The sequence below is a fragment of the Lysobacter fragariae genome (assembly GCF_054779775.1).
On the sequence record NZ_BAAGXP010000007.1, the window covers coordinates 311,707 to 331,769 of the forward strand.

Here is a 20,063-nt window from a genome sequence, read left to right on the forward strand (position 1 = left end):
AATGGGTGATGTGCGATGCGTGGTCGTGACGACGAAACCGGCGAATTCCTGGGCCCCAGCCGCAGCCAGAACCGGCGCGACGCGCTGGAAGTGCTGGCGATGGGCGAGAAGCTCGTATCGCTGACCGAAGCCCAGCTCGCCAAGCTGCCCGTACCCGAATCGCTGTTGCCGCACATCCGCGAGTGCAAGCGCATTACTGCGCAGATCGCGCACAAGCGCCAGCTGCAATTCCTGGCCAAGCAGATGCGCCGCGAGGACGACGAGATCCTGGAAGCCATCCGCGACGCGCTGGATGAAAAGGGCGAGGCCGCACGACGCGAAATCGCGGCGATGCATCGCGTGGAATCCTGGCGCGAGCGCCTGCTGGACGAAGGCGACGACGCCCTCGCGGAGCTGCTGAACGAATACCCCGGCGCCGATCGCCAGGTGTTGCGCCAACTGGTGCGCAACACGCTGGAGGAACGCAAGCGCAACAAGCCGCCGCGTGCGTTCCGCGAGCTGTATCGCGAGCTGCGGGAGCTGCTGCTGGGCGATGCCGCATCGCATGATGTCGACTCCGGCACCGACATGGCCGCCGAAGAAGACGACCACGAGTCCTGAGCGACAGACCGGGCCGGCTGCACTGATGCCGGCCGCACTGATGCCGGCCGCACGAATGCCCGCCGACGCGGCAGGCACGATAGAGACACGCGGTGGCCGTTCGACCGTCCCAACTCAGGCCTTCGTCCCGCCCACAGTCAGGCCATCGATCAGCAGCGAAGGCTGACCGACGCCCACCGGCACGCTCTGGCCATCCTTGCCGCACACGCCGACGCCTTCGTCGAGCGCCAGGTCGTGGCCGATCATCTTCACCCGCTGCATGGTTTCCGGGCCGTTGCCGATCAGCGTCGCGCCCTTCACCGGCGCGGTGATCTTCCCGTCCTCGATCAGGTAGGCCTCGGTGGCGGAGAAGACGTATTTGCCGCTGGTGATGTCGACCTGGCCACCGCCGAAGTTCACCGCGTACAGGCCCTTCTTCACCGAGCGGATCATTTCTTCCGGATCGTGTGGACCGGCGAGCATGTAGGTGTTGGTCATGCGCGGCATCGGCAGGTGCGCAAAGGACTCGCGGCGGCCATTGCCGGTCGGTGCCATGCCCATCAGGCGCGCGTTCAGCGTGTCCTGCATGTAGCCGACCAGCACGCCGTCTTCGATCAGCGTCGTGCAGTTGGTCGGCGTGCCTTCGTCATCGACGTTGAGCGAACCGCGGCGCCCCGGCAGCGTGCCGTCGTCGACGATGGTGACGCCCGGCGACGCGACGCGCTGGCCCATGCGACCCGCATACGTCGAAGTGCCCTTGCGGTTGAAGTCCCCTTCCAGTCCGTGGCCGACGGCCTCGTGCAGCAGCACGCCCGGCCAGCCGTTGCCCAGCACCACCGGCATCACGCCCGCAGGCGCGTCGATGGCTTCCAGGTTCAACAATGCCTGGCGCAGTGCCTCGCGCGCGAAGCCTTCCGGCTTGCCGTCGGCAAGCAGCTGCGCATACGAGTAACGACCACCGCCACCGGAATACCCGCTCTCGCGACGACCGTTCTGCTCGACGATCACCTGCACGTTGAAGCGCACCAGCGGTCGGACGTCGGCGGCGAGCACGCCATCGCTGCGCGCGACCAGCACGGTGTCGACTCCGCCGGACAGCGTCACCATCACCTGCTGCACGCGCGGATCCGCGGCGCGCACGTAGCGGTCGATGCGACGTAGCGCTTCGACTTTTTCCTCGTTGCCGAGCGAATCGATCGGGTCGTCGCTCGGATAGAGCGAGCGGCCGTTGCTGCGGGCAAGGGCGCGCGAAGTGTGCATGGAGCCGTCACGGGCGATGGCGCGCGCGGACTTCGATGCTTCCAGCAGCGCCGCGGTGTTGATCTCGTCGGAATACGCGAAGCCGGTCTTCTCGCCGCTGATCGCGCGCACCCCGACACCCTGCTCGATCGAATGCGCACCTTCCTTGACGATGCCGTCCTCCACCGTCCAGCTCTCGCGGCGCGCGTGCTGGAAGTAGAGATCGCCGAAATCGACGCCGGGCCCGAGCAACGTGCCGAAGGCGCGCTCCAGCCCGCTGGTATCAAGGCCGGCAGGCAACAGGAGGCGGGATTCGGCAAGCTGGATGGGGAGGGTCATTGGAAGGCCGATTGAAGAGGGGATGGGGACTTTTGGCAGTGGCCCGGGCAAGGGACCTGGTTTCCAGCGTTCATTGAACGCCGTCGCTCACTGCCATGGCCGCGGGCGCGGCATCGACAATGCCGGCGTCCCGGCAGTGCAGCGGGCCGCATCTGCCACCCAAGATGATGCCCAACGCCCCGCGATTCAACCCGGCGGCGGCTGGGTCGGCGAGGCCGGGGCGCGGCTCTGTTCGCGTGTCATGACCTCGACCTTCGGTTCCTTCCACGGCCCGGTCACGCGATAGGTCTTGGCCGCCAGCGCGCCCAGCGGCTTTTTCAGCATCGCATTCGCCGCCGCGCCGATGGCGGCGCCGACCGGACCACCGGCCACCGCGCCGATCGCGGTCAGCAGGTTGCCGGCCTTGGGCCGCACCTCGATGGTCTGGTCGAAGCTCTGCGCGCGCAGGTTGGCCGCGCCGCTGATGTCGATTGTCGCCGCCGGACCGTCGATCACGAGGCCTTCGCTGCGCGCCTGGCCACCGCCGAAACGCACGCTGCCGCCCAGCTTGTTGAATGCGAAGCCCTTGGAGAAGAAGTCGCTGAAATCCAGAGTCAGGCGGCGCGGCAACTGGGCCAGGCTGAGCAGGCCAAGCACGCGACCGGCGCCCGGCTCGATTTCAAGCAGGCGGCCATCGCGCACGTCCAGCACCAGCGCGCCATCCAGGCCATCGAGCCTGAATCCGACCGGTGTCCCCGGCCACCCTGCGGTGAAATGCGCCGTGCCCTGCCCGCCGCCGATGCGGCCGGCCAGGCCGAAACCCGACAACAGGCTGCCGAAGTCATCGCTGTCCACCTTCAGGTCGAGCCGCGTGGTGGAAGCGGCGGCGCGACCGTTCCAGTCGCCGCTCATGTCGATGCGCTGCTTCGCGGCGCGCGACTGGAACTGTTCGAAGCGCATGCCGGAAGCGGTCGGGTGCGTCCGCACCTTGGCGGCACCGAGCATGGCATCGCCCACCTGCAGGTCGTCGATGTCGAAGGTCAGCGCGGGAATCTTCGCCGGATCGATGTCGTCACCACGATCGGCGCCCGCTGCAGGTGCTGCGCCGGCAACCGGCGCTGCGGCAGCGGCCGATGCGGTCGCTTTGGCAACAGGACGCCAGTGCACGCGCTGCAGTCGGCCGGCGATTGCTTCGCTCTCGCTCGCCGGCACCAGCAGCGCGCCTTGCAGTGCGGCGCCTTCGGCCTGCACCGCGATCGCGCCACGCGCCGCCGGCGCGACGATCAGGTGCGTGTCGGCGAAGGTTCCGCCCAGCAATTGCAGTTTGTGCGCGGTGACATCGATGCGTTGCAACGACAGCTTGCTGTCGCCATTGCCGCCACGCGCCAGCGCGATCCAGTCCACGGCATCAAGCGTGTCCGCGCGACCAGTCGCGATCAGGCCGGACGGCGGCGCGGCCTCGTCGAGATGGTCGGCACCCAGCACCGCCCGGATGCCGGTCTGTCCGTTGCTGCTGCGCGCGCGTAGCGCCATCACGTTGCCGAGGTTGACACGGATGTCGCCCGTTCCTACCGGCAAAGGTGTTTCGATGGTGGTCGCCAGCGGCGTGGACGCGGCCTTGCGCAGCGGCGCGGGCAGATCGACGCTGGTGCCGACCAGGTTGGTGCTGAGTTGCAGCAGCGTCGGTGCAGTCTTGCCGGGTGCCGACTTCGGGATTGCGATGCCGACCGTCCATGTCGAACGGCCGCCCAGGTAAGGCTTGAGCCAGCCCAGGTCTTCCGCACGATCCACCAGCGCCACAGCGCCCAGGCTGGCATCCAGCCCAGCCTCGAACACATGCGCGGCGTTGCGCACGTACTGGCTGCCCGCGCGTAGCGACAACTTGCCGGGCTCGCCTTCGTGGCGCACGGCCAGGTCATCGGCCTTGAAGCCGCCGCGCGAATACACGGCACGGCCGTTGACCTGGTCGAACGCGAGTTTCCACTGCTTGTCCGACAACTTCGCGTCCTTCAGCACGACGTTGCCATCGATCGTCGTCGCCGCGCCGTGCAAAGGCATGCCAAGGCGGAAATCCACGTTTGCCGCACCGGACGCGGACAGGCTGGCGAAGGTCTCCGGGTGTTCCTTCTGCAATGGACTGTGGCGCAGCACTTCCAGCAGGTGCGCGGCATCGCCGTGCCCCTGCGCGTCGACCGTCAGCGAGCCGCCGCGGTACTTGTCGATGCCCGCGTGCAGTTGGGTGATGGCGACATCGCCCAGGTGCCCGGTGCCATCGACGTCGAAGCCCTGCGCGGTGAACACCGCGTCCGCTGCGACGCCCTGCGCCGGCGGCCATTCCTCGTTGAAGCGGACGATCGCATCGTTGATGTGGCCCGTAGCTTCGAAATAGCCCGGCCGTTCGCCGCCGAAGGGCCAGTCATCCAGGTCGCCCGACACCACGGCGCGACCACCGCTCAACGTGCCCGCCACCAGCGCGGTGTCGAGCCACTTGATCGTGAGCGGCGACATGTCGCTGCGGATCCAGAAACCCTTGGCAACCGGGAGTTGCACGTCGTCGATCTGCGCGGCAATGTCGATCCACGGACGCGAACCATCGCCCTGCCACCACAGTCCGCCGCGTGCGCTGACACCCAGCTCCGGGCCATCAAGGCGCAGTGCGGTGGTGCCGATGCGCCAGCCCGCGCCTTCGCGCCATCCGCCGACGTCGCCGCGCAGCTTCACTACGTGCGGCACGCCGAAACCGGTAGGCCAATCGAACGTAACGCTGGCATCGGGATCGAAGCGCAGGTTGAAACCATCGGCATCGCCATCGATGTCGCCAGTGAGTCCCTGCAATCCCGGCGACTTGCCAACGGGCCTGAAGCCGAGGTTGGCGATGTGCCCGGATACGTGCAGCGCGCCACCCGGGCGACCGGCGATTTCCACGTTGCCCAGAGCAACCGAGGGTTGCGCCTCCTGCAGCCAGCGCCGCAGCTTGGGCTGCAACTTGTCGCTGAGCGCCAGCGCCGACAACAGCGGGGCGGCGTCGATGCGTTTTGCCTGCAGCACGAAGCGGTCACCGCCGGCGATCAACAATCCGTCGAGCTTCTGCGCGGCGTCGTCATTGCCGATGCGCAGTCGCGGCGCATCGAATCGCCAGCCACCCTTGATCGATTGCCAGCGCGCCAGCGCCTGCACGCGCGCGAAGCGGTTGCGCGGCGGCGCAGCGCCGGCTTCGAGCGGCACGCCACGCATGGCGACGTTGTCGAGCGCGACATCCACGGTGACCTGCGCGACGCGCTTGCCGCGCAGCTGCGCCCATGCCTGCGCACGGCCCTTGCCGCCTTCGATCGCGATGCCCTGCAGGCGCAACACCGGCGACCATGCGGCGAGATCGGCCTGCTTCGCGCCGGCATAGACGCTGCCATCGCCCTTCTTCCGGTCGAAATCCAGCACCGCGTCCAACGACGCGACAGTTGCGCCCTTGCGCGGGGTCAATGGCCACGCACGCACGCCGGCACGCACGCGATCGCCGTTCACCTTCAGGCGTACATCGACGCGCGGCAGGTGCGCATCGACGCCGAGCGTCGGTGCGATCACCGCCAGCTTGGCGCCGATCACCTGCAGTTCGCCGAGTCCTTCCAGCGCGGAAAACGGATCGCTGCCGGGCTGCTGCTGGCCGGGCAGGCCGCGCACCTGCCAACGACCGTCGCTGGCACGTTCCAGCGTCAGATCCAGTCCGCGCAGGCGCAGCTCGGAGAACGAATGTCCCGGCAGAAGGCCCGCATAGACCGATACGAGCATCTCGGTGTCGCCGACCGTGAACGCCTGCGCGCCCTCGCCGATGCGCAGGCGATCGAGCTTCAGCACCGGACCACGCCGCGTCCACTGCGTCTCAAGCCGATCGAACGCCACCGGCCGGCCGGCGCGTTCGCTCAGCCACGCGGCCACGCGATCGGGATGGCGCTCGGCCAGCGGCAACACCTGGCTCGCCACACCCAGCACCACCGCCACCAGAACGAGCACGAGCGCCACCGCGTAGCTGAAGCTACGGCGTGCGATCCGGAAGCGGCGGCGAAGGGGCGTGGGCATGCGGTTACTCCCACCCTCGCGATGCGCGCGACGGGGAGGGAGCAGTTGCGGCATCAAAGCAGCACGACATCGAACTGCTCCTGCGCGTATTGCTCATCAGCCTGGAAGCGGATCGACTTGCCAAGGAATTCTTCCAGCTCCGCCACCGACGCGGACTCTTCGTCGGTGATGCGCGCGACGATCTTCGGCGAGGCGATCACGAGCAGGCGCGCGGCGTCGAACTGGCGCACCTGGCGGACGATCTCGCGGAAGATTTCGTAGGTCACGGTCTCTGGCGTCTTCAACGTGCCGCGGCCGCCGCATTCGTGGCAGGGCTCGCTGAGCTGGCGCTCCAGGCTCTCGGTGGTGCGCTTGCGCGTCATCTCGACCAGGCCCAGCGGCGAGAAGTCGTACACCGTGGTCTTGGCGTGGTCGCGGGTGAGCGACTTCTCCAGCTGCCGCAGCACCTGGCGCTTGTGCTCGGCGTCGGTCATGTCGATGAAGTCGATGATGATGATGCCGCCAAGGTTACGCAGGCGCAGCTGACGGGCGACCGACTGCGCGGCTTCGAGGTTCGTCCGATAGACGGTCTCCTCGAGGTTGCGCTGGCCCAGGAATGAACCGGTGTTCACGTCGATCGTGGTCATCGCCTCGGTCTGGTCGATGACCAGGTACCCGCCGGACTTGAGCGGCACTTCCTTCACGAGTGCGCGCTGGATTTCATCTTCGACGCCGTACAGGTCGAAGATGGGGCGCGCGCCGGTGTAGTGCTCGATCTTCTCGGCCAGGCCCGGCATGTACTGCGCGGCGAACGTGCGCAGGCGGTCGCAGGTCTCGCGCGAATCCACCTTCACCTTCTCCACGTCCTTGCGCATCAGGTCGCGCACCGCGCGCAGCGGCAGGCTGAGGTCCTCGTACACGCGCTCGCCCACGCGCGAGCTGGCGGATTTTTCTTCGATCAGCGCCCACGCGCGGCTCAGGTAGGCGACGTCTTCGGCGAGGGCCTCTTCCGGCTGACCCTCGGCATTGGTACGCACGATGTAGCCGTGCTGCGCGCCAGCCGGCGCGAGTGCGGTGACGTGCGATTTCAGGCGCGCGCGCTCGGCTTCGTCCTCGATGCGCGCGGACACGCCGACGACGCGATTGCGCGGCAGCAGCACCAGGTAGCGCGAGGGAATGCTCAGCTGCGTGGTAAGCCGCGCGCCCTTGCTGCCGATCGGATCCTTCACCACCTGGACGATGATGTCCTGGCCTTCGCGCAGCAGTTCGGCGATCGGTCGCGTCGGCGTGGGCGGCAGCGGGGCGGCATCGCCTTCGCCCTCGCCTTCGGCCACTACCGGTGCGTGCTTGACGATGTCGGCCGCGTGCAGGAATGCAGCACGTTCCAGCCCGATCTCGACGAACGCCGCCTGCATGCCGGGCATCACGCGCTGGACCTTGCCCTTGTAGATGTTGCCGACCACGCCGCGACGCCAGCCGCGTTCGATGTGCAGCTCCTGCAACATGCCGTTCTCGACCACCGCGACGCGCGTCTCGCGCGGGGTGACGTTGACCAGGATCTCCTCGGTCATGGGCGCACCGTTGCGACCACAACCCGCTGCTTCGTCCGCTGATCCATGGTCATCTGCCTGTCCGTGTCGAAGTGTTTCAAAGTGCACCGAACTGCCGCAGCAGCTGCGCGGTTTCGTGCAGGGGAAGCCCCATCACGCCGGAGTAGCTGCCGCTCAACCTGGTGATGAAGGTTTCGGCGAAACCCTGGATGGCGTAGGCGCCTGCCTTGCCGTCCCACTGGTCGCCCGCGACGTACCCGGCGATCTGCGCTTCGCTCAGGCCCATGAAGCTCACCTCGGAGATCGACACCACCTGGGCCTCGCGCCCGGGCGACACCAGCGACACCGCCGAAATCACCTGGTGCGTGCGTCCGGACAGGCGTCGCAGCATTGCGGCGGCATCCTCCGCGTCGCGGGGCTTGCCGAAGACCTCGTCGTCGAGGACGACCTCGGTGTCGCTGCCCACGACAATCGCGGTGGGATTGCCCATGACCTGGAGCAGGCCCGCGCCGGCCTTCTCGCGGGCGACGCGGCGGACATAGTCCTCCGCGGGCTCGCCCGGGACGCGTTCTTCGGGAAGATCGAGGTCGATGATGCCGAACGGCAGGCCAAGGCGACCCAGCAGTTCGCGTCGGCGCGGGGATTTGGAGGCGAGATAGAGCATCCGCGAAAGGATAACCCGCGCTGACTGGACGCCGACTCCGATCGCGTCACGCAACCCTGTTCGGACTCACGGATCGTTTACCGTAGCCCGAACCCCCAAACGACAGGAGTTGTCATGCCCCGCTTCCAGAACCTCACCCGGATCGCCGTGCGCCCGCTGGCGCTGGCTGCCGTCCTTGCCCTTGGAGCCTGCTCGCCCATGTCCTCGAACGCCCAGACCTCGCCCTACGTCGCCACCGACGGCACTTTGCTCAACGTGTCCGCCCAGGGCGAAGCCAAGCGGGTCCCCGACATCGCCCACATCTCCACCGGCGTGGTCACCCGCGCGGCCGATGCCAACGCCGCGATGCGCGCCAACGCCGAGCAGATGGCCAAAGTCGTCGCGGCGATCAAGGCCGCCGGCATCGCCGACAAGGACGTGCAGACCAGCGGCATCAGCCTCAACCCCAGCTACCAGTACCGCGAAAACCAGCCCCCGACCATCACCGGCTACGAGGCCAACAACACCGTCAGCCTGGTGGTTCGCGACATCGGCAAGCTTGGCAAGATCCTCGACACGCTGGCCTCGGTCGGTGCCAACCAGATCAACGGGCCCAGTTTCGACGTCGACAAGAAGGACGAGGCGACGGATGAAGCGCGCCGCGACGCGCTGGAAAAGGCGCAGGCCCGCGCCGACATGTATGCGAAGTCGCTGGGCATGAAGGTGCGCCGCATCGTCAGCATCAGCGAAGGCGGCGGTTTCTCCCCGCCGATGCCGATGGTGCGCATGAGCATGAAGGCCATGGACGCGGGCGCGGAAACCTCCGTATCGCCGGGCGAGAACACGCTGAACGTCAACCTGGACATCGTGTTCGAACTGGGGCGCTGAGCGCTCCCACAGATTCAGAACGGCCGCGCAATGCGGGCCTCGCTCGTTTGCGTGTCTCCTCTTCCAATCGTGTCTCTGTGCAGACAAACGACGCCAAAACGGTTCCGGTGCCGAAGGTGACTCGGCTGAACTGGGCGCAGTTGGCGAAAATCCGCTAGGCCGCGCTGTCGGCGCGGAACAACCTGACGTTGCGCTCGACACCGGCGACTGCGCGGTGGAGGCCGTACCTAGTACGCCGGCCGCGCGCTCCACGCGCCACTGGACACCCCGAAGGTGCCGCTGCCGGCACGTGGCATTCGTCGAACCCAGCCCCCATCGTGGGCTCCGATGCGCGGAACGCCGCGAGCGCCTAACCCCACCGCCACCCGCCATGCGTTGTGAACCCATGCCAACAACATGCGGAGGTGGCAAATGGCTCAGGTTCTCGATCTTCACTCCGGGCTGCTGCAGGCCGGCGCTGTCCGCGGCGGTGGGCTGCAACTGGCGAAGCTGGACTTCACCCGCATCACCGCCGAGGCGGGCGCGATCGCGATCAATGCCGCGGCCCTGCTGCTGTTGCTGGCGCCGTTGAGTGCACCGCCGCCCGCAGTGGAGCCGCTGCAGGAGTTTGTCCAGTACCAGCGTATCGACCCGCCCAAGCCGCCGGAATTGCCCCCCGTCGTCGAAGTAAAGCAAACACCGATCCACCCGCAAACACCGCCACAGGTGCAACAGCAGGTGGAGTCAAAGCAGGAAATCGTCGTCGATCCGACACCCGACGCGACGATTTTCGAACAGGCCAAGCTGGTCGCAGACGCCAACATCGGGAACACGCTGAAAATCACCGAGCCGCTTCCCGCAGCGCATCTTGAAACGGCCTTCGCGCCGCCGCCCGCGTATCCGCTGGACGCCATGCGTCGCGGCGTCACCGGCGAGGTGCTGCTCAGGGTGCTGGTGGATGTCGACGGTAGTCCGATCAGCGTTCAGATCGAACGCAGCAGCGGCAATCGCACGCTGGATAACGCGGCCAAGCGCCAGGTGGAGTCGAAGTGGCGCTTCAAGCCGGCAGTGCAGGATGGCCAACCGATCCAGGCCATCGGCATGGTGCCGATCATCTTCAAGCTGGGCTGATTGCCTTCAGATGGATTGTTCGTGGTGGTGATTGGCGGAGCCTGGGAAACCGGGCTTCGCTTTTTTGGTCCGACTCTGTTCCGTTCAACAGGCTGTGTTCGTATCTCGGTGCCGCGTACGGGAACTTCGGTGTGCTCAAGCGCGGTGATAGGGATGGTTCGCGAGCAACGCCGCGGCGCGATACAACTGCTCGGCCAGCACCAGCCGCACCAGCATGTGCGGCAGCGTCAGCGGGCCCAGCGACCACTGCTCATCTGCACGAGCGATAACATCGGGCGAATGCCCTTCCGGGCCACCGATCAGAAACGCGAGATCACGTCCCTGCCCGCGCCAGTGCTCCAGCCGCTGCGCAAGCTGCTCGGACGACCACATCCTGCCGCGACCGTCCAACGCCACCACCGTCGCCTGTTTCGGTAACGCGGCCAGCACGCGCGTACCCTCGTCCTGCGTCGCGCGCGCGGCGTCGCGGCCCTTGCCGCGCAGGCCAGGCTCGATTTCGACCAGGTCGACCGGCAACCAATGCGACAGGCGCTTGCGGTATTCACCGAAGCCTTCGGCCACCCAATGCGGCGCACGTTCGCCTACGGCGATGAGTCTGGCTTTCATGGGCGGCATGGTAGCGGACGGCGTTGTAGACGACCGCATCGCATCTGACGTCTCGAACGCAGCAAGGGACCTTTTACACCCGCGTGGAGTGTCACCCGCGTGGAGCAGGTCCCTCCCATGCTTGGGGTGACATTGATGATTACAGCGCGTTGGTCACAGGCGCGCCGGCTGTGGACCTAGTGTCCAGCCGCCACGCCCGCCCCTTCGCGGATGTACTGCCGCGCGAAGGGATCCAGCTCCATGTCGCCGATGTCGGCATAGTCGATTTCGCGCAACCCGTCGAAGGCGGTGAACGCCTGCGCGACCGGGCGTTGTTCCAGCGCGCGCAATTCCAGCCGGTAGGCCGCCTTGCCTTCGCCACTGCGGTACGTCGCCGGCAGGTCGGCCGCGTCCAGCCATTCCATTGCCACCGGGATGCCGCCGACGTCACCGCGATAGCGCTGCGCGTCCGCGCCATGTGCAGCCTGCACGTGCACGGTTCCGCGCGATGCCAGCTTTGCGCGCAGCGTCGGATCGACCAGATGCGAAAGCTGCGACCATTGCGGATGACGACCCAGCGCCCGCAGGTCGCCCGGCGCATAAGTGACGACGCGACCCGCGTCGACGAAAACCTCGTGATGCACCAGGCCGTCCGCGCCCTGCCTCCAGACGCGGATGGGTTCGCCGGCGAGCCGGTATTCGACGCGGTCATCCCCGCGCACAAGTACCAGCGTGCGATCGCCGGCGGCGTCATGCACGGTGTATTGCGCCACCCATGCGACCGCTGGCGCGGGCGTCACGACCGCATCGGAGCCGGCCCTCGCGGGGCCGGCTCCCAGTGCGAACAACACGATCAGCAGGGCACGGCGCATCACTTGCTGCTGCGCTTGGACATGCCTTCGAGCAGGTCGCTGACCATCAGCGGCGGCACGACCGTCTTCGCGGCCTTGCCGCAGTTGCCGAACAGGTAGCAGAGGAACGGCGCGACGCCCTGCTCGGACTGCGCCATCACGTGGAAGATCGTGTTCTGTTCGACGACACCCTGGAACGCGTGGGCGCCGGGGCCGCGTGCGTAGATCGCGACATCCTCTGCGGCGTGGGTTTCCGAATCCAGCGGCACCGCGGCTTCCTGCAGGAAGGCTGGCGCATTGGTCTCGACGGTGGTCAGGTCCGGACGTGGACCCGGCGCGCGGTAACCCGGGCCGTTGGCATAACCGAGCGTGGTGTACGGCTTGCCGTTGGCGTCGCGCGCGACCTGGCCATTGGTGACGACCTTGCCGAGGATGTCGTTGCCGCGATCCGGGTAGCCGGCGACGGTGAAGACATGACTGTGGTCGGCAGTGACGATCATCAGCGTGTCGTCGCCCGAGGTCTTGCGCACCGCGGCGCGCACCGCCTCGGAAAGTTCGACCGCGTCGGTCAGCGCGCGGAAGGCGTTGCCGGCGTGGTGGCCGTGGTCGATGCGACCGGCTTCCACCATCAGGAAGAAGCCTTTCTTGCCGCTGGCATTGAGCACGTCGATCGCCTTGCTGGTCATCTCGGCCAGGCTCGGCTCCTTGCCAGCGTCGGTCGGGCGGTCGTACTCGTATTCCATGTGCGAGCGCTCGAACAGGCCGAGCAGGTGATGCGTGCTGCGCGGATCGATCGCATCGAACTGCGCCTTGTTCCACACGTACGCCGATTGCGGCTTGCCCGCCCATTCTTCAGCGAGGTTGCGGCCATCCTTGCGACGGCCCTTGCTGCCAGTGTCTTCCGGGTCATTGAAGGTGTTGGGCAGGAAGTAGCTGCGGCCACCGCCGAGGGCGACTTCGATGCCGTCGCCGAACGGGAACTCGATCAGCTGGCGCGCGATGTCCTTGCAGCCGTTGGTCTTGGCTTCGGTGGTGAGTTCGGCGTCGCTTTCCCAGTCGCGGTTGGGCGTGTGCGCGTAGGTGGCCGCCGGCGTTGCGTGGGTCAGGCGCGCGGTACTGACCACGCCGGTCGCCAGGCCCATCGCTTCGGACATTTCCAGCAGCGTCGCCACACCCTGGCCGCGTGCGGAGGCGCAGTCGTTGTAGCGCGCGGACTGCGTCACCGCGAGCACGCCCTGGTTGGTCTTGATGCCGGTCATCATCGCGCTCATGGTCGGCGCGGAATCCGGCGTCTGGCCGTCGACCGAATAGGTCTTGGACAGGCTGACGTACGGGAAGCGTTCGAAGCTCAGCGAGTTTTCTTCGCCGGTCTGGCCATTGAGCTGGCCTTCGAGGATGCGCGCGGCAGCCACGGTGGACAGGCCCATGCCGTCGCCGACGAACAGGATCACGTTCTTCGCCGGGCGGTTGTTGGCGCGCTGCGTGGCGCCGTTGTGGGCGGCGCGCGCGCCGTCCTCGTACCACTGCTTCGGGCTTTCGGCGGAACTCGGGGCTGCGGCGAGCACGGTGACGACCGCGCAGGACAACGTCAGAAGGGTTTGGCGCATGGTGGGATCTCCGCCCTGGGGAAGCGGGAAGCCTGCGTGCCTTATGTTGCGGGGAGATTGCGTGGATGCGACGCGCAGTGTTCGTCGGCGCGGTCTCAGCGCGAAAACAGTCATCGTCAGGCAGCAGCGCGCGCAACAGCGCAAATAAAGACGGCGCCGCAGGTGGCGCCGTCTTTGCTTCATGTGTTGACCGGAGCGCAATGGCGACCGGTTGTTGAACCCGTCAGATCACCGAGACAGCAGGTCTCTCACTGCGTTCGAAACGACGGACGAATCAGAACCGGCTTTCGGAGCCGGTTTCGCCTTCGAAGTCATCCGCGTCGCGGTACGACGGCGGCTGGTCACCGACCGTCCACAGGCGTTCCAGTGCGTAGAACTCGCGCACACGCGGCAGCATGACGTGGACGACGACGTCGCCCAGGTCCACCAGTACCCATTCGGCTTCGCGTTCGCCTTCCACGCCGAGCGGCTGGATGTCGAGGTTCTTCGCGAACTTCACTACTTCGTTGGCAATCGACTTCACGTGGCGCGTCGAGGTACCCGACGCGATCACCATGAAATCAGTGACGCTGCTCTTGCCGCGTACGTCGATCTCGACCGCGTCCTTGGCTTTCAGTTCCTCGAGCGCGGCGTGGACCGTTTTCAGCAGCAGATCGGCCGACGGCGGCGGGGTGGGAAGACGGGTCTTGATGACTTGGGCTTGGCTGGTCAAGGGTGCGGAGCTCGTGGGGTGCCGGACAATTATAGGGAAGCCGACTCAGGGGCGCCTGTCGAGTACAAATGGTGCCGTTCGATGTAACCGGCGACAGACGGTGGTACCCAGTCCTGCCACGCGGCGCCCGAAGCGATGCGACGGCGCAGTCCGGTGGAGGATTCCGGGCGCAGTTCCTGCATGGGGAGGACCGCGAAACCGCCTGCGGGGGCTTCGGAGAGCGCGGAAAGATCGCGCCAGCGCCCCGCGATCTCGGCATGGACCTCTGGCGCCCGGTCCGCCAGCGCCGCCGCCGTGATGGCTGATCCAGGCCGCTGCACCGCGATGATGTGGGCGTGGTCGAACAATTCGCGCCAGCGGTGCCAGGTGTGCAGGGCATTGAGCGAATCGCCGCCGACCAGCCAGGCGATCGGGGCCGCCGCACCCAGTTCCGCGCGCAGTTCCAGCAGGGTGTCGAGGGTGTAGGACGGGCCGGCGCGGCGCAGTTCGCGGCGATCGACCTTCAGCTCCCGTTCGCCGGCGAGCGCGAGATCCAACATGCGCGCCCGCTGGTCTGCATCTGCGAGGGTGGGTCCCTTGTGGGGCGGATCGGCGGCCGGTAGCAGCCACACCCGGGCACCGGTGGCCTCACGCGCCGCGTGGGCGACGGCAAGGTGGCCGTTGTGGACCGGGTCGAAGGTGCCGCCGTAGTAGATGCTCAGGCCCAAGCGTCACCGTGGGAGAAACGAATTGACCCGGTCATGCGCGCAGCAGGCGTGCCGCGCGGGGCTCCGCCACGGCCAGCAGGAGCCGTTCCAGCGCCAGCCAGGGATCCTCGGGCTCCTGACCGCGCCGCGGCCGGCCCTTGGAGATGGCGTCCACGCGCCCGGCCTGGGCGAGGAATTCATCCCAGCGCCGCGCCTCATGCCGCGCCAGGGCGCGCTTGTACATCGGTTGCTTCGCATCCCACACGCGCTGCGCCTTGAACGCGCTGGCGAGGTTGCCCGCGCGCGCCAGCGCACCGGCGGTCTGCAGCTCCCGGATCACCATGCCCAGCAGTGCGGGCACCACTTCACCCTCTCCGCGCAGGCCGCGCAGCACGCGCGAGACCTGCGCGCCCTGCCCGTTCATCGCCGCGTCCATCAGGCGGAACACGTCGAAGCGCGCGGCATCGGCAACCAGGTCTTCCATGCGTGCCTCGTCCAGCACTGCGCCGTCGCTGAGCAGCTTGAGCTTCTCGATTTCCTGGGCGGCGGCGAGCAGGTTGCCTTCGACGCGATCTGCGAGCAGCTGAACGGCGTCGCGATCCGCCTTGAGTCCACGCGAACGCAGGCGCTGCTCGATCCAGCCGGGGAGTTCGTGCGGCTTGATCGCCCAGGCGACGGCCACCTGTCCGACCCGCGCGATCGCTTCGCTCCATTTGCCGCCGTGCTGGCGACTCCAGTCGCCCGCGGTGACCAGCAGGGTGATGTCGGGTGGCGGATCGGCGCAGAACTCGCTGATCACGCGCGCCCCTTCGGTGCCGGGCTTGCCGGTGGGCAGGCGCAGTTCGAACAGGCGCTTGCTGGAAAACAGGCTCGGGGCGCGGAAGCTGGCTTCCATCGCGTTCCAGTCGGGTTCGCGCTGGTTGCCTTCGGCTTCGAAGACCTCGCGCTCGCCAATGCCCTGTGCACGCGCCGCAGCGCGCAGGGCGTCGGCGGCTTCCAGTACGCGCAGCGGCTCAGGGCCGGCGATGAGGTAGGCCGGCCGCAGCGGCCCGGCGGCAACCTGCGCGGACAGCTGTTCCGGCTTGAGTTCCATCAGCGCGGCTTGTCGGCCGGCGGCGGAGGCGGCGGCGGTGCCTGGTCGGCGGCTTCGAGAGCGGACTTCGCAGCGTCTTCCGCGACGGGTTCGTCCAGGCGCGATTTCGGCAGGGCGGGTTCGCCACCGTTGCGGGTCACCGCATCGATGCGACGGATGATCGACGCCGCCATCTCGCGGCGTAGTTCGCGTGCAAGCAGGTCACGCTCGCCCTCGGTGCCGATGGTGCTGATCGGATTGGAGATGTAGTCGCGCGAGAGCTCGATGGTCTGGCGCGGCACCAGCTTGGTCTGGTCGGCCCGGCGCAGCTCGAAGGTCACCGCGTAGCGCAGGCTGAATTCCTGTGACCGTCCCAGCTGGTCGACACTGATCGGCGTATCGCCCCAGCGTTCCTGCAGGAGGTCCAGCACCGCGCCGTTCCTGTCCCCTTCCGGCGCCATCTCCGCGCCCGCTCGTTCCAGCGACAGCGCCAGCGAATTCGGCAGCGGGCTGTACTTGTCCACGGACTGGACCCGGATCGGCCCCAGGTCGGGCGGCAGGGTCATCGCGTTGCGAAGATGAAAACCGCAGGCCGACAGGGCCAGGACGAGGGCGAGCGGCGCCAGGCGCGCAAGGAGGCGTGGAATCATGGGCCGAAGTCTGGACGAGCGTGGGGCGGGCGGCAAGCCGGCGCGTTCAGATTGGCGTTGCGGCGGAAGGAGGGATGCGGGCCTATCCGGACGTCAGACGAGTTCGTCGCGTCCGACGCCCGGCTCGCGCAACCGGATGACCAGGCTGATCAACACGGCGAGCAGCAGGAGCAGCATGCCGTAGTAGAAGGTCGCGAACGTCCAGAAAGTTCCGGGATCACACAGGGCGACCACTTCGTGCCCGTGCCGACGCCGCCCCGGAACATGCAGCGAACCATCGGTGAATCCTTCGAACAGCAACGCGCCGAACATCGTCATGGCCAGCACGCTGAAAATCATTCCGACTGGCAGGTTGTGGCGCGGAACAAGCTCGCTGGTATCGAGGATACGGGGCACGAGGAACCACAACACCAGGATGCTACCCGCCACCACGACGAGGGCGAGTCCTGGGTCGGGATGCACTGGCGCACCGCCGCCATTCTTCGCCATGAAGCACCCCAGCGCGTGTCGCAGGCCCAGGGAATCACCCACGATGCGGCTCACCCCACCACGATGTTGACGATCTTCCCCGGCACCACGACCACCTTCTTCACCGTCTGACCGGCAACGAACTGGGCAACGCCGGGTTCGGCCAGCGCCAGGCGCTCGGCGTCTTCCTTCGTGACATTGACCGGCACCTCGATCGTGCCGCGCAGCTTGCCGTTGACCTGCACTGCCAGCGTCACGCTGTCACGCGTCAGCGCGGCCGGGTCTGCGACCGGGAACGGCACGTCCTCCAGCAAAGTTTCCGCGTGGCCCAGCGCCTGCCACAACGCATGGCATACATGCGGGGTGACCGGATTGAGCAGCAACACCATCGCCTGCAGCGCCTCGTGGCGCACGGCGCGACCCGCGTCGCTCATGTCGGTGAACTTCGACACGTGGTTGAGCAGTTCCATCAGCGCGGCGATCGCGGTGTTGAAGCTGTGGCGGCGGCCGTAGTCGTCGCCGACTTTCTGGATCGCCTCGTGCAACTGGCGACGCAGGGTTTTCTGCGCGGCGTCCAGTTGCGCGCCGTTCTTCAGCAGGTCGGCGACATCCGGATGGTCAGGCTGCGACACATGCGTCAGCACTTCGCGCCAGAAGCGGCGCAGGAAGCGCGCCATGCCTTCGACGCCCGCTTCGTTCCACTCCAGCGATTGCTCCGGCGGCGCGGCGAACATCGAGAACAGGCGCACCGTGTCCGCGCCGAACTTTCCGACCATCAGTTGCGGATCGACGCCGTTGTTCTTCGACTTCGCCATCTTCTCGATGCCGCCGATGTGCACCGGCTTGCCGTCGGACTTGAGCTTGGCACCGGTGATGTGGCCGCGCGCATCGCGCTCCACTTCGACGTCGGCGGGATTGATCCAGTCCTTTGAACCGTTCGCGTTGTCGCGGTAGTAGGTCTCGGCGATGACCATGCCCTGGCACAGCAGGTTGATCGCCGGTTCGTTCGAATTCACCAGCCCCTGGTCGCGCAGGAGCTTGTGGTAGAAGCGGAAGTACAGCAGGTGCAGGATCGCGTGCTCGATGCCGCCGATGTACTGGTCGACCGGCGTCCAGTACTTGGCGCGGTCATCGACCTGCTGCGTGGCGCCCGGCGAGGTGTAGCGCGCGTAGTACCAGCTCGACTCCATGAAGGTGTCGAAGGTGTCGGTCTCGCGTTCGGCCGCACCGCCGCATTGTGGGCAGTTGGTCTTGCGCCATTGCGGATCGGACTTGATCGGCGAGGTCACGCCGCTGAAGGCAACGTCTTCGGGCAGCACCACCGGCAGTTGGTCCTCCGGCACCGGCATGTCGCCGCACTTCGAACACAGGATCACCGGGATCGGGCAGCCCCAGTAGCGCTGGCGACTCACGCCCCAGTCGCGCAGGCGGAAGTTGACGCGGCGCCGGCCGCGGCCTGCCTGCGCGAAACGCTCCGCCAACGCGTCGAGCGCCTGCTGGAAGTCCATGCCGTCGTACTCGCCGGAATTCACGAGCCAGCCACGTTCCGTGTACGGGCTCCCCTCCTCGATGCGGCGCTGGAACTCCTCGACCACCTGCACGGCCGCGCCGGTGTCGTAGACGTCGATCGCGCCGCCCTTGCCGAGCGCGCTGCTCATCGCGTCGTCGCGCTGCGCAACGTGTCTCTCGATCTCCGCGATGGCATCGCGCACCGGATCGGGCACGATCACCATCTTCACCGGCAGCTGGTACGACTTGGCGAATTCCCAATCGCGCTCGTCGTGGCCGGGAACGGCCATGACCGCGCCGGTGCCGTAATTCATCAGCACGAAGTTGGCAACGAAGACCGGCACGTGTTCGCCGGTAACCGGATGCACGGCGCGCAGGCCGGTGTCGCGGCCGCGCTTCACCTGGGTTTCCAGCTCGGCTTCGGAAACACCGCCCTGCCGCAGTTCGGCGATGAAGGCGGCGAGGTCGGCGTCCGATTTTGCGGCGTACTGCGCCAGCGGATGCTCAGCCGCGATCGACACGAACGTCACGCCCATCAGCGTGTCCGGACGCGTGGTGAAGACGGTCAAGCCGCCTGAATCAGGCCAGCTCGAATCAGGCCGGCTCGAATCAGGCAAGTTGACTGCAGCGCCGGCACCATCGACCACGTCGAAGCGGATTTCCAGACCTTCGGAACGACCGATCCAGTTGCGCTGCATGGTCTTGACCGCATCCGGCCAGCCCGGCAGGTGATCCAGGCCGTCGAGCAGCTGCTGCGCGTAGTCGGTGATCTTGAGGAACCACTGCGGGATCTCGCGCTTTTCCACCAGCGCGCCGGTGCGCCAGCCGCGGCCGTCGATCACCTGTTCGTTGGCGAGAACGGTCTGGTCGACCGGATCCCAGTTGACGACCGAATTCTTGCGGTACGCGAGGCCCTTCTTCATCAGCCGTACGAACATGCGCTGTTCGTGCACGTAATAGTCCGGACGGCAGGTGGCGAACTCGCGCGACCAGTCGATGGCGTAGCCCATCTGCTGCAGCTGCGCCTTCATGTGCGCGATGTTGGCGTAGGTCCACTTCGCCGGCGCGGTGTTGTTCTTGATCGCGGCGTTTTCCGCCGGCAGGCCGAACGCGTCCCAGCCCATCGGCTGCAGCACGTTGTGGCCGGTCATGCGCTTGTAGCGGCTGATGACGTCGCCGATGGTGTAGTTGCGCACGTGGCCCATGTGCAGCGCGCCCGACGGGTACGGCAGCATCGAGAGGCAGTAGTACTTGGGCTTGCTGGAAGTCTCGTCGACCTCGAAGGCCTTCGTCCCTGTCCAGAAACGCTGGGCGGCGCCTTCGACGGCTTGCGGGTCGTAGGCCCGGGGGGCGGCGGCGGCGGATTCGGTCTGGACGGCTTCGTTGGACACGGTCGGCAACAGTACGGGGAAGACCGGAAAGCCTACCGCAGCGCACAAAACCCTGCACCCCGCCCGGCAGGGATGGATTGGACCCGGCTCCTGGGCCGACATTCCCTGGCGGACATCCCCGGACCTGCATCCCTGACCGGCAAATTTCCGGACGG

Annotated in this window: 16 protein-coding genes; 3 read left to right on the forward strand and 13 right to left on the reverse strand. The window is 67.2% G+C overall.

What is annotated here, in order from left to right:
- Window positions 1-15: 15 nt before the first annotated feature.
- Window positions 16-600 carry a ribosome biogenesis factor YjgA gene (gene yjgA / locus ACYVD7_RS10380; RefSeq protein ID WP_460762593.1) on the forward strand — a complete coding sequence of 195 codons (585 nt, stop codon included), beginning with the start codon at window positions 16-18 and terminating at the stop codon, window positions 598-600.
- 114 nt (window positions 601-714) lie between these two features.
- On the opposite strand, the gene tldD is transcribed toward yjgA, so the two are convergent.
- From tldD to ACYVD7_RS10400, 4 genes are all read right to left on the reverse strand, one after another.
- Entirely contained in the window at window positions 715-2,157 is a 1,443-nt protein-coding gene (gene tldD, locus ACYVD7_RS10385) for a metalloprotease TldD (RefSeq protein WP_460762595.1), read from the reverse strand.
- Window positions 2,158-2,343: 186 nt separating this feature from the next.
- Window positions 2,344-6,207, reverse strand: a complete 3,864-nt coding sequence (locus ACYVD7_RS10390; RefSeq protein WP_460762598.1) for a YhdP family protein — start codon at window positions 6,205-6,207, stop codon at window positions 2,344-2,346.
- 53 nt (window positions 6,208-6,260) lie between these two features.
- Window positions 6,261-7,757, reverse strand: a complete 1,497-nt coding sequence (gene rng / locus ACYVD7_RS10395; protein WP_460762600.1) for a ribonuclease G — start codon at window positions 7,755-7,757, stop codon at window positions 6,261-6,263.
- Between the two features lie 76 nt (window positions 7,758-7,833).
- The gene (locus ACYVD7_RS10400; protein ID WP_460762603.1) at window positions 7,834-8,400 is read right to left on the reverse strand and encodes a Maf family protein; all 567 of its coding nucleotides are present in this window, start codon (window positions 8,398-8,400) and stop codon (window positions 7,834-7,836) included.
- Between the two features lie 114 nt (window positions 8,401-8,514).
- Here ACYVD7_RS10400 and ACYVD7_RS10405 point away from each other — a divergent pair, with 114 nt between their 5' ends.
- Window positions 8,515-9,267: an SIMPL domain-containing protein gene (locus ACYVD7_RS10405; RefSeq protein ID WP_460762606.1), complete on the forward strand. Its 753-nt coding sequence runs from the start codon at window positions 8,515-8,517 to the stop codon at window positions 9,265-9,267.
- A gap of 411 nt (window positions 9,268-9,678) precedes the next feature.
- Window positions 9,679-10,377 carry an energy transducer TonB gene (locus ACYVD7_RS10410; protein ID WP_460762609.1) on the forward strand — a complete coding sequence of 233 codons (699 nt, stop codon included), beginning with the start codon at window positions 9,679-9,681 and terminating at the stop codon, window positions 10,375-10,377.
- A 135-nt stretch (window positions 10,378-10,512) separates the two neighbouring features.
- Here ACYVD7_RS10410 and rlmH read toward each other — a convergent pair whose 3' ends face one another.
- The 9 genes from rlmH to leuS form a co-directional block, all read right to left on the reverse strand.
- A complete protein-coding gene (rlmH, locus tag ACYVD7_RS10415) occupies window positions 10,513-10,983 on the reverse strand; it encodes a 23S rRNA (pseudouridine(1915)-N(3))-methyltransferase RlmH (protein ID WP_460762611.1) in 471 nt (156 codons plus the stop codon).
- Window positions 10,984-11,159: 176 nt separating this feature from the next.
- Window positions 11,160-11,834, reverse strand: coding sequence for a hypothetical protein (locus ACYVD7_RS10420; RefSeq protein ID WP_460762614.1), 675 nt, complete (start codon window positions 11,832-11,834; stop codon window positions 11,160-11,162).
- Window positions 11,834-13,420 carry an alkaline phosphatase gene (locus ACYVD7_RS10425; RefSeq protein ID WP_460762617.1) on the reverse strand — a complete coding sequence of 529 codons (1,587 nt, stop codon included), beginning with the start codon at window positions 13,418-13,420 and terminating at the stop codon, window positions 11,834-11,836. Before ACYVD7_RS10425 ends, ACYVD7_RS10420 begins: the two co-directional genes overlap by 1 nt.
- A gap of 274 nt (window positions 13,421-13,694) precedes the next feature.
- A complete protein-coding gene (gene rsfS / locus ACYVD7_RS10430; protein ID WP_460762620.1) occupies window positions 13,695-14,132 on the reverse strand; it encodes a ribosome silencing factor in 438 nt (145 codons plus the stop codon).
- Between the two features lie 29 nt (window positions 14,133-14,161).
- On the reverse strand, window positions 14,162-14,839 hold the full coding sequence (gene nadD / locus ACYVD7_RS10435) for a nicotinate-nucleotide adenylyltransferase (protein WP_460762623.1): 678 nt from the start codon (window positions 14,837-14,839) through the stop codon (window positions 14,162-14,164).
- 31 nt (window positions 14,840-14,870) lie between these two features.
- The gene (gene holA / locus ACYVD7_RS10440; protein WP_460762626.1) at window positions 14,871-15,911 is read right to left on the reverse strand and encodes a DNA polymerase III subunit delta; all 1,041 of its coding nucleotides are present in this window, start codon (window positions 15,909-15,911) and stop codon (window positions 14,871-14,873) included.
- Window positions 15,911-16,540, reverse strand: coding sequence for an LPS-assembly lipoprotein LptE (locus tag ACYVD7_RS10445; protein ID WP_460762629.1), 630 nt, complete (start codon window positions 16,538-16,540; stop codon window positions 15,911-15,913). The genes holA and ACYVD7_RS10445 overlap by 1 nt, the downstream gene beginning before the upstream one ends.
- Window positions 16,541-16,633: 93 nt before the next feature.
- Window positions 16,634-17,071, reverse strand: coding sequence for a hypothetical protein (locus ACYVD7_RS10450; protein WP_460762631.1), 438 nt, complete (start codon window positions 17,069-17,071; stop codon window positions 16,634-16,636).
- Between the two features lie 8 nt (window positions 17,072-17,079).
- Window positions 17,080-19,908, reverse strand: a complete 2,829-nt coding sequence (gene leuS / locus ACYVD7_RS10455) for a leucine--tRNA ligase (RefSeq protein ID WP_460762633.1) — start codon at window positions 19,906-19,908, stop codon at window positions 17,080-17,082.
- Between the last annotated feature and the right edge of the window lie 155 nt (window positions 19,909-20,063).

Bases quoted from the DNA above. Each gene is read 5' to 3' on its own strand.
- ACYVD7_RS10400 (WP_460762603.1), bottom strand. From the start codon at position 8,400: ATGCTCTATCTCGCCTCCAAATCCCCGCGCCGACGCGAACTGCTGGGT.
- tldD (WP_460762595.1), bottom strand. From the start codon at position 2,157: ATGACCCTCCCCATCCAGCTTGCCGAATCCCGCCTCCTGTTGCCTGCC.
- yjgA (WP_460762593.1), top strand. From the start codon at position 16: ATGCGTGGTCGTGACGACGAAACCGGCGAATTCCTGGGCCCCAGCCGC.
- ACYVD7_RS10420 (WP_460762614.1), bottom strand. From the start codon at position 11,834: ATGCGCCGTGCCCTGCTGATCGTGTTGTTCGCACTGGGAGCCGGCCCC.
- ACYVD7_RS10425 (WP_460762617.1), bottom strand. From the start codon at position 13,420: ATGCGCCAAACCCTTCTGACGTTGTCCTGCGCGGTCGTCACCGTGCTC.
- ACYVD7_RS10405 (WP_460762606.1), top strand. From the start codon at position 8,515: ATGCCCCGCTTCCAGAACCTCACCCGGATCGCCGTGCGCCCGCTGGCG.
- ACYVD7_RS10410 (WP_460762609.1), top strand. From the start codon at position 9,679: ATGGCTCAGGTTCTCGATCTTCACTCCGGGCTGCTGCAGGCCGGCGCT.
- rng (WP_460762600.1), bottom strand. From the start codon at position 7,757: ATGACCGAGGAGATCCTGGTCAACGTCACCCCGCGCGAGACGCGCGTC.
- ACYVD7_RS10445 (WP_460762629.1), bottom strand. From the start codon at position 16,540: ATGATTCCACGCCTCCTTGCGCGCCTGGCGCCGCTCGCCCTCGTCCTG.
- ACYVD7_RS10390 (WP_460762598.1), bottom strand. From the start codon at position 6,207: ATGCCCACGCCCCTTCGCCGCCGCTTCCGGATCGCACGCCGTAGCTTC.
- rlmH (WP_460762611.1), bottom strand. From the start codon at position 10,983: ATGAAAGCCAGACTCATCGCCGTAGGCGAACGTGCGCCGCATTGGGTG.
- holA (WP_460762626.1), bottom strand. From the start codon at position 15,911: ATGGAACTCAAGCCGGAACAGCTGTCCGCGCAGGTTGCCGCCGGGCCG.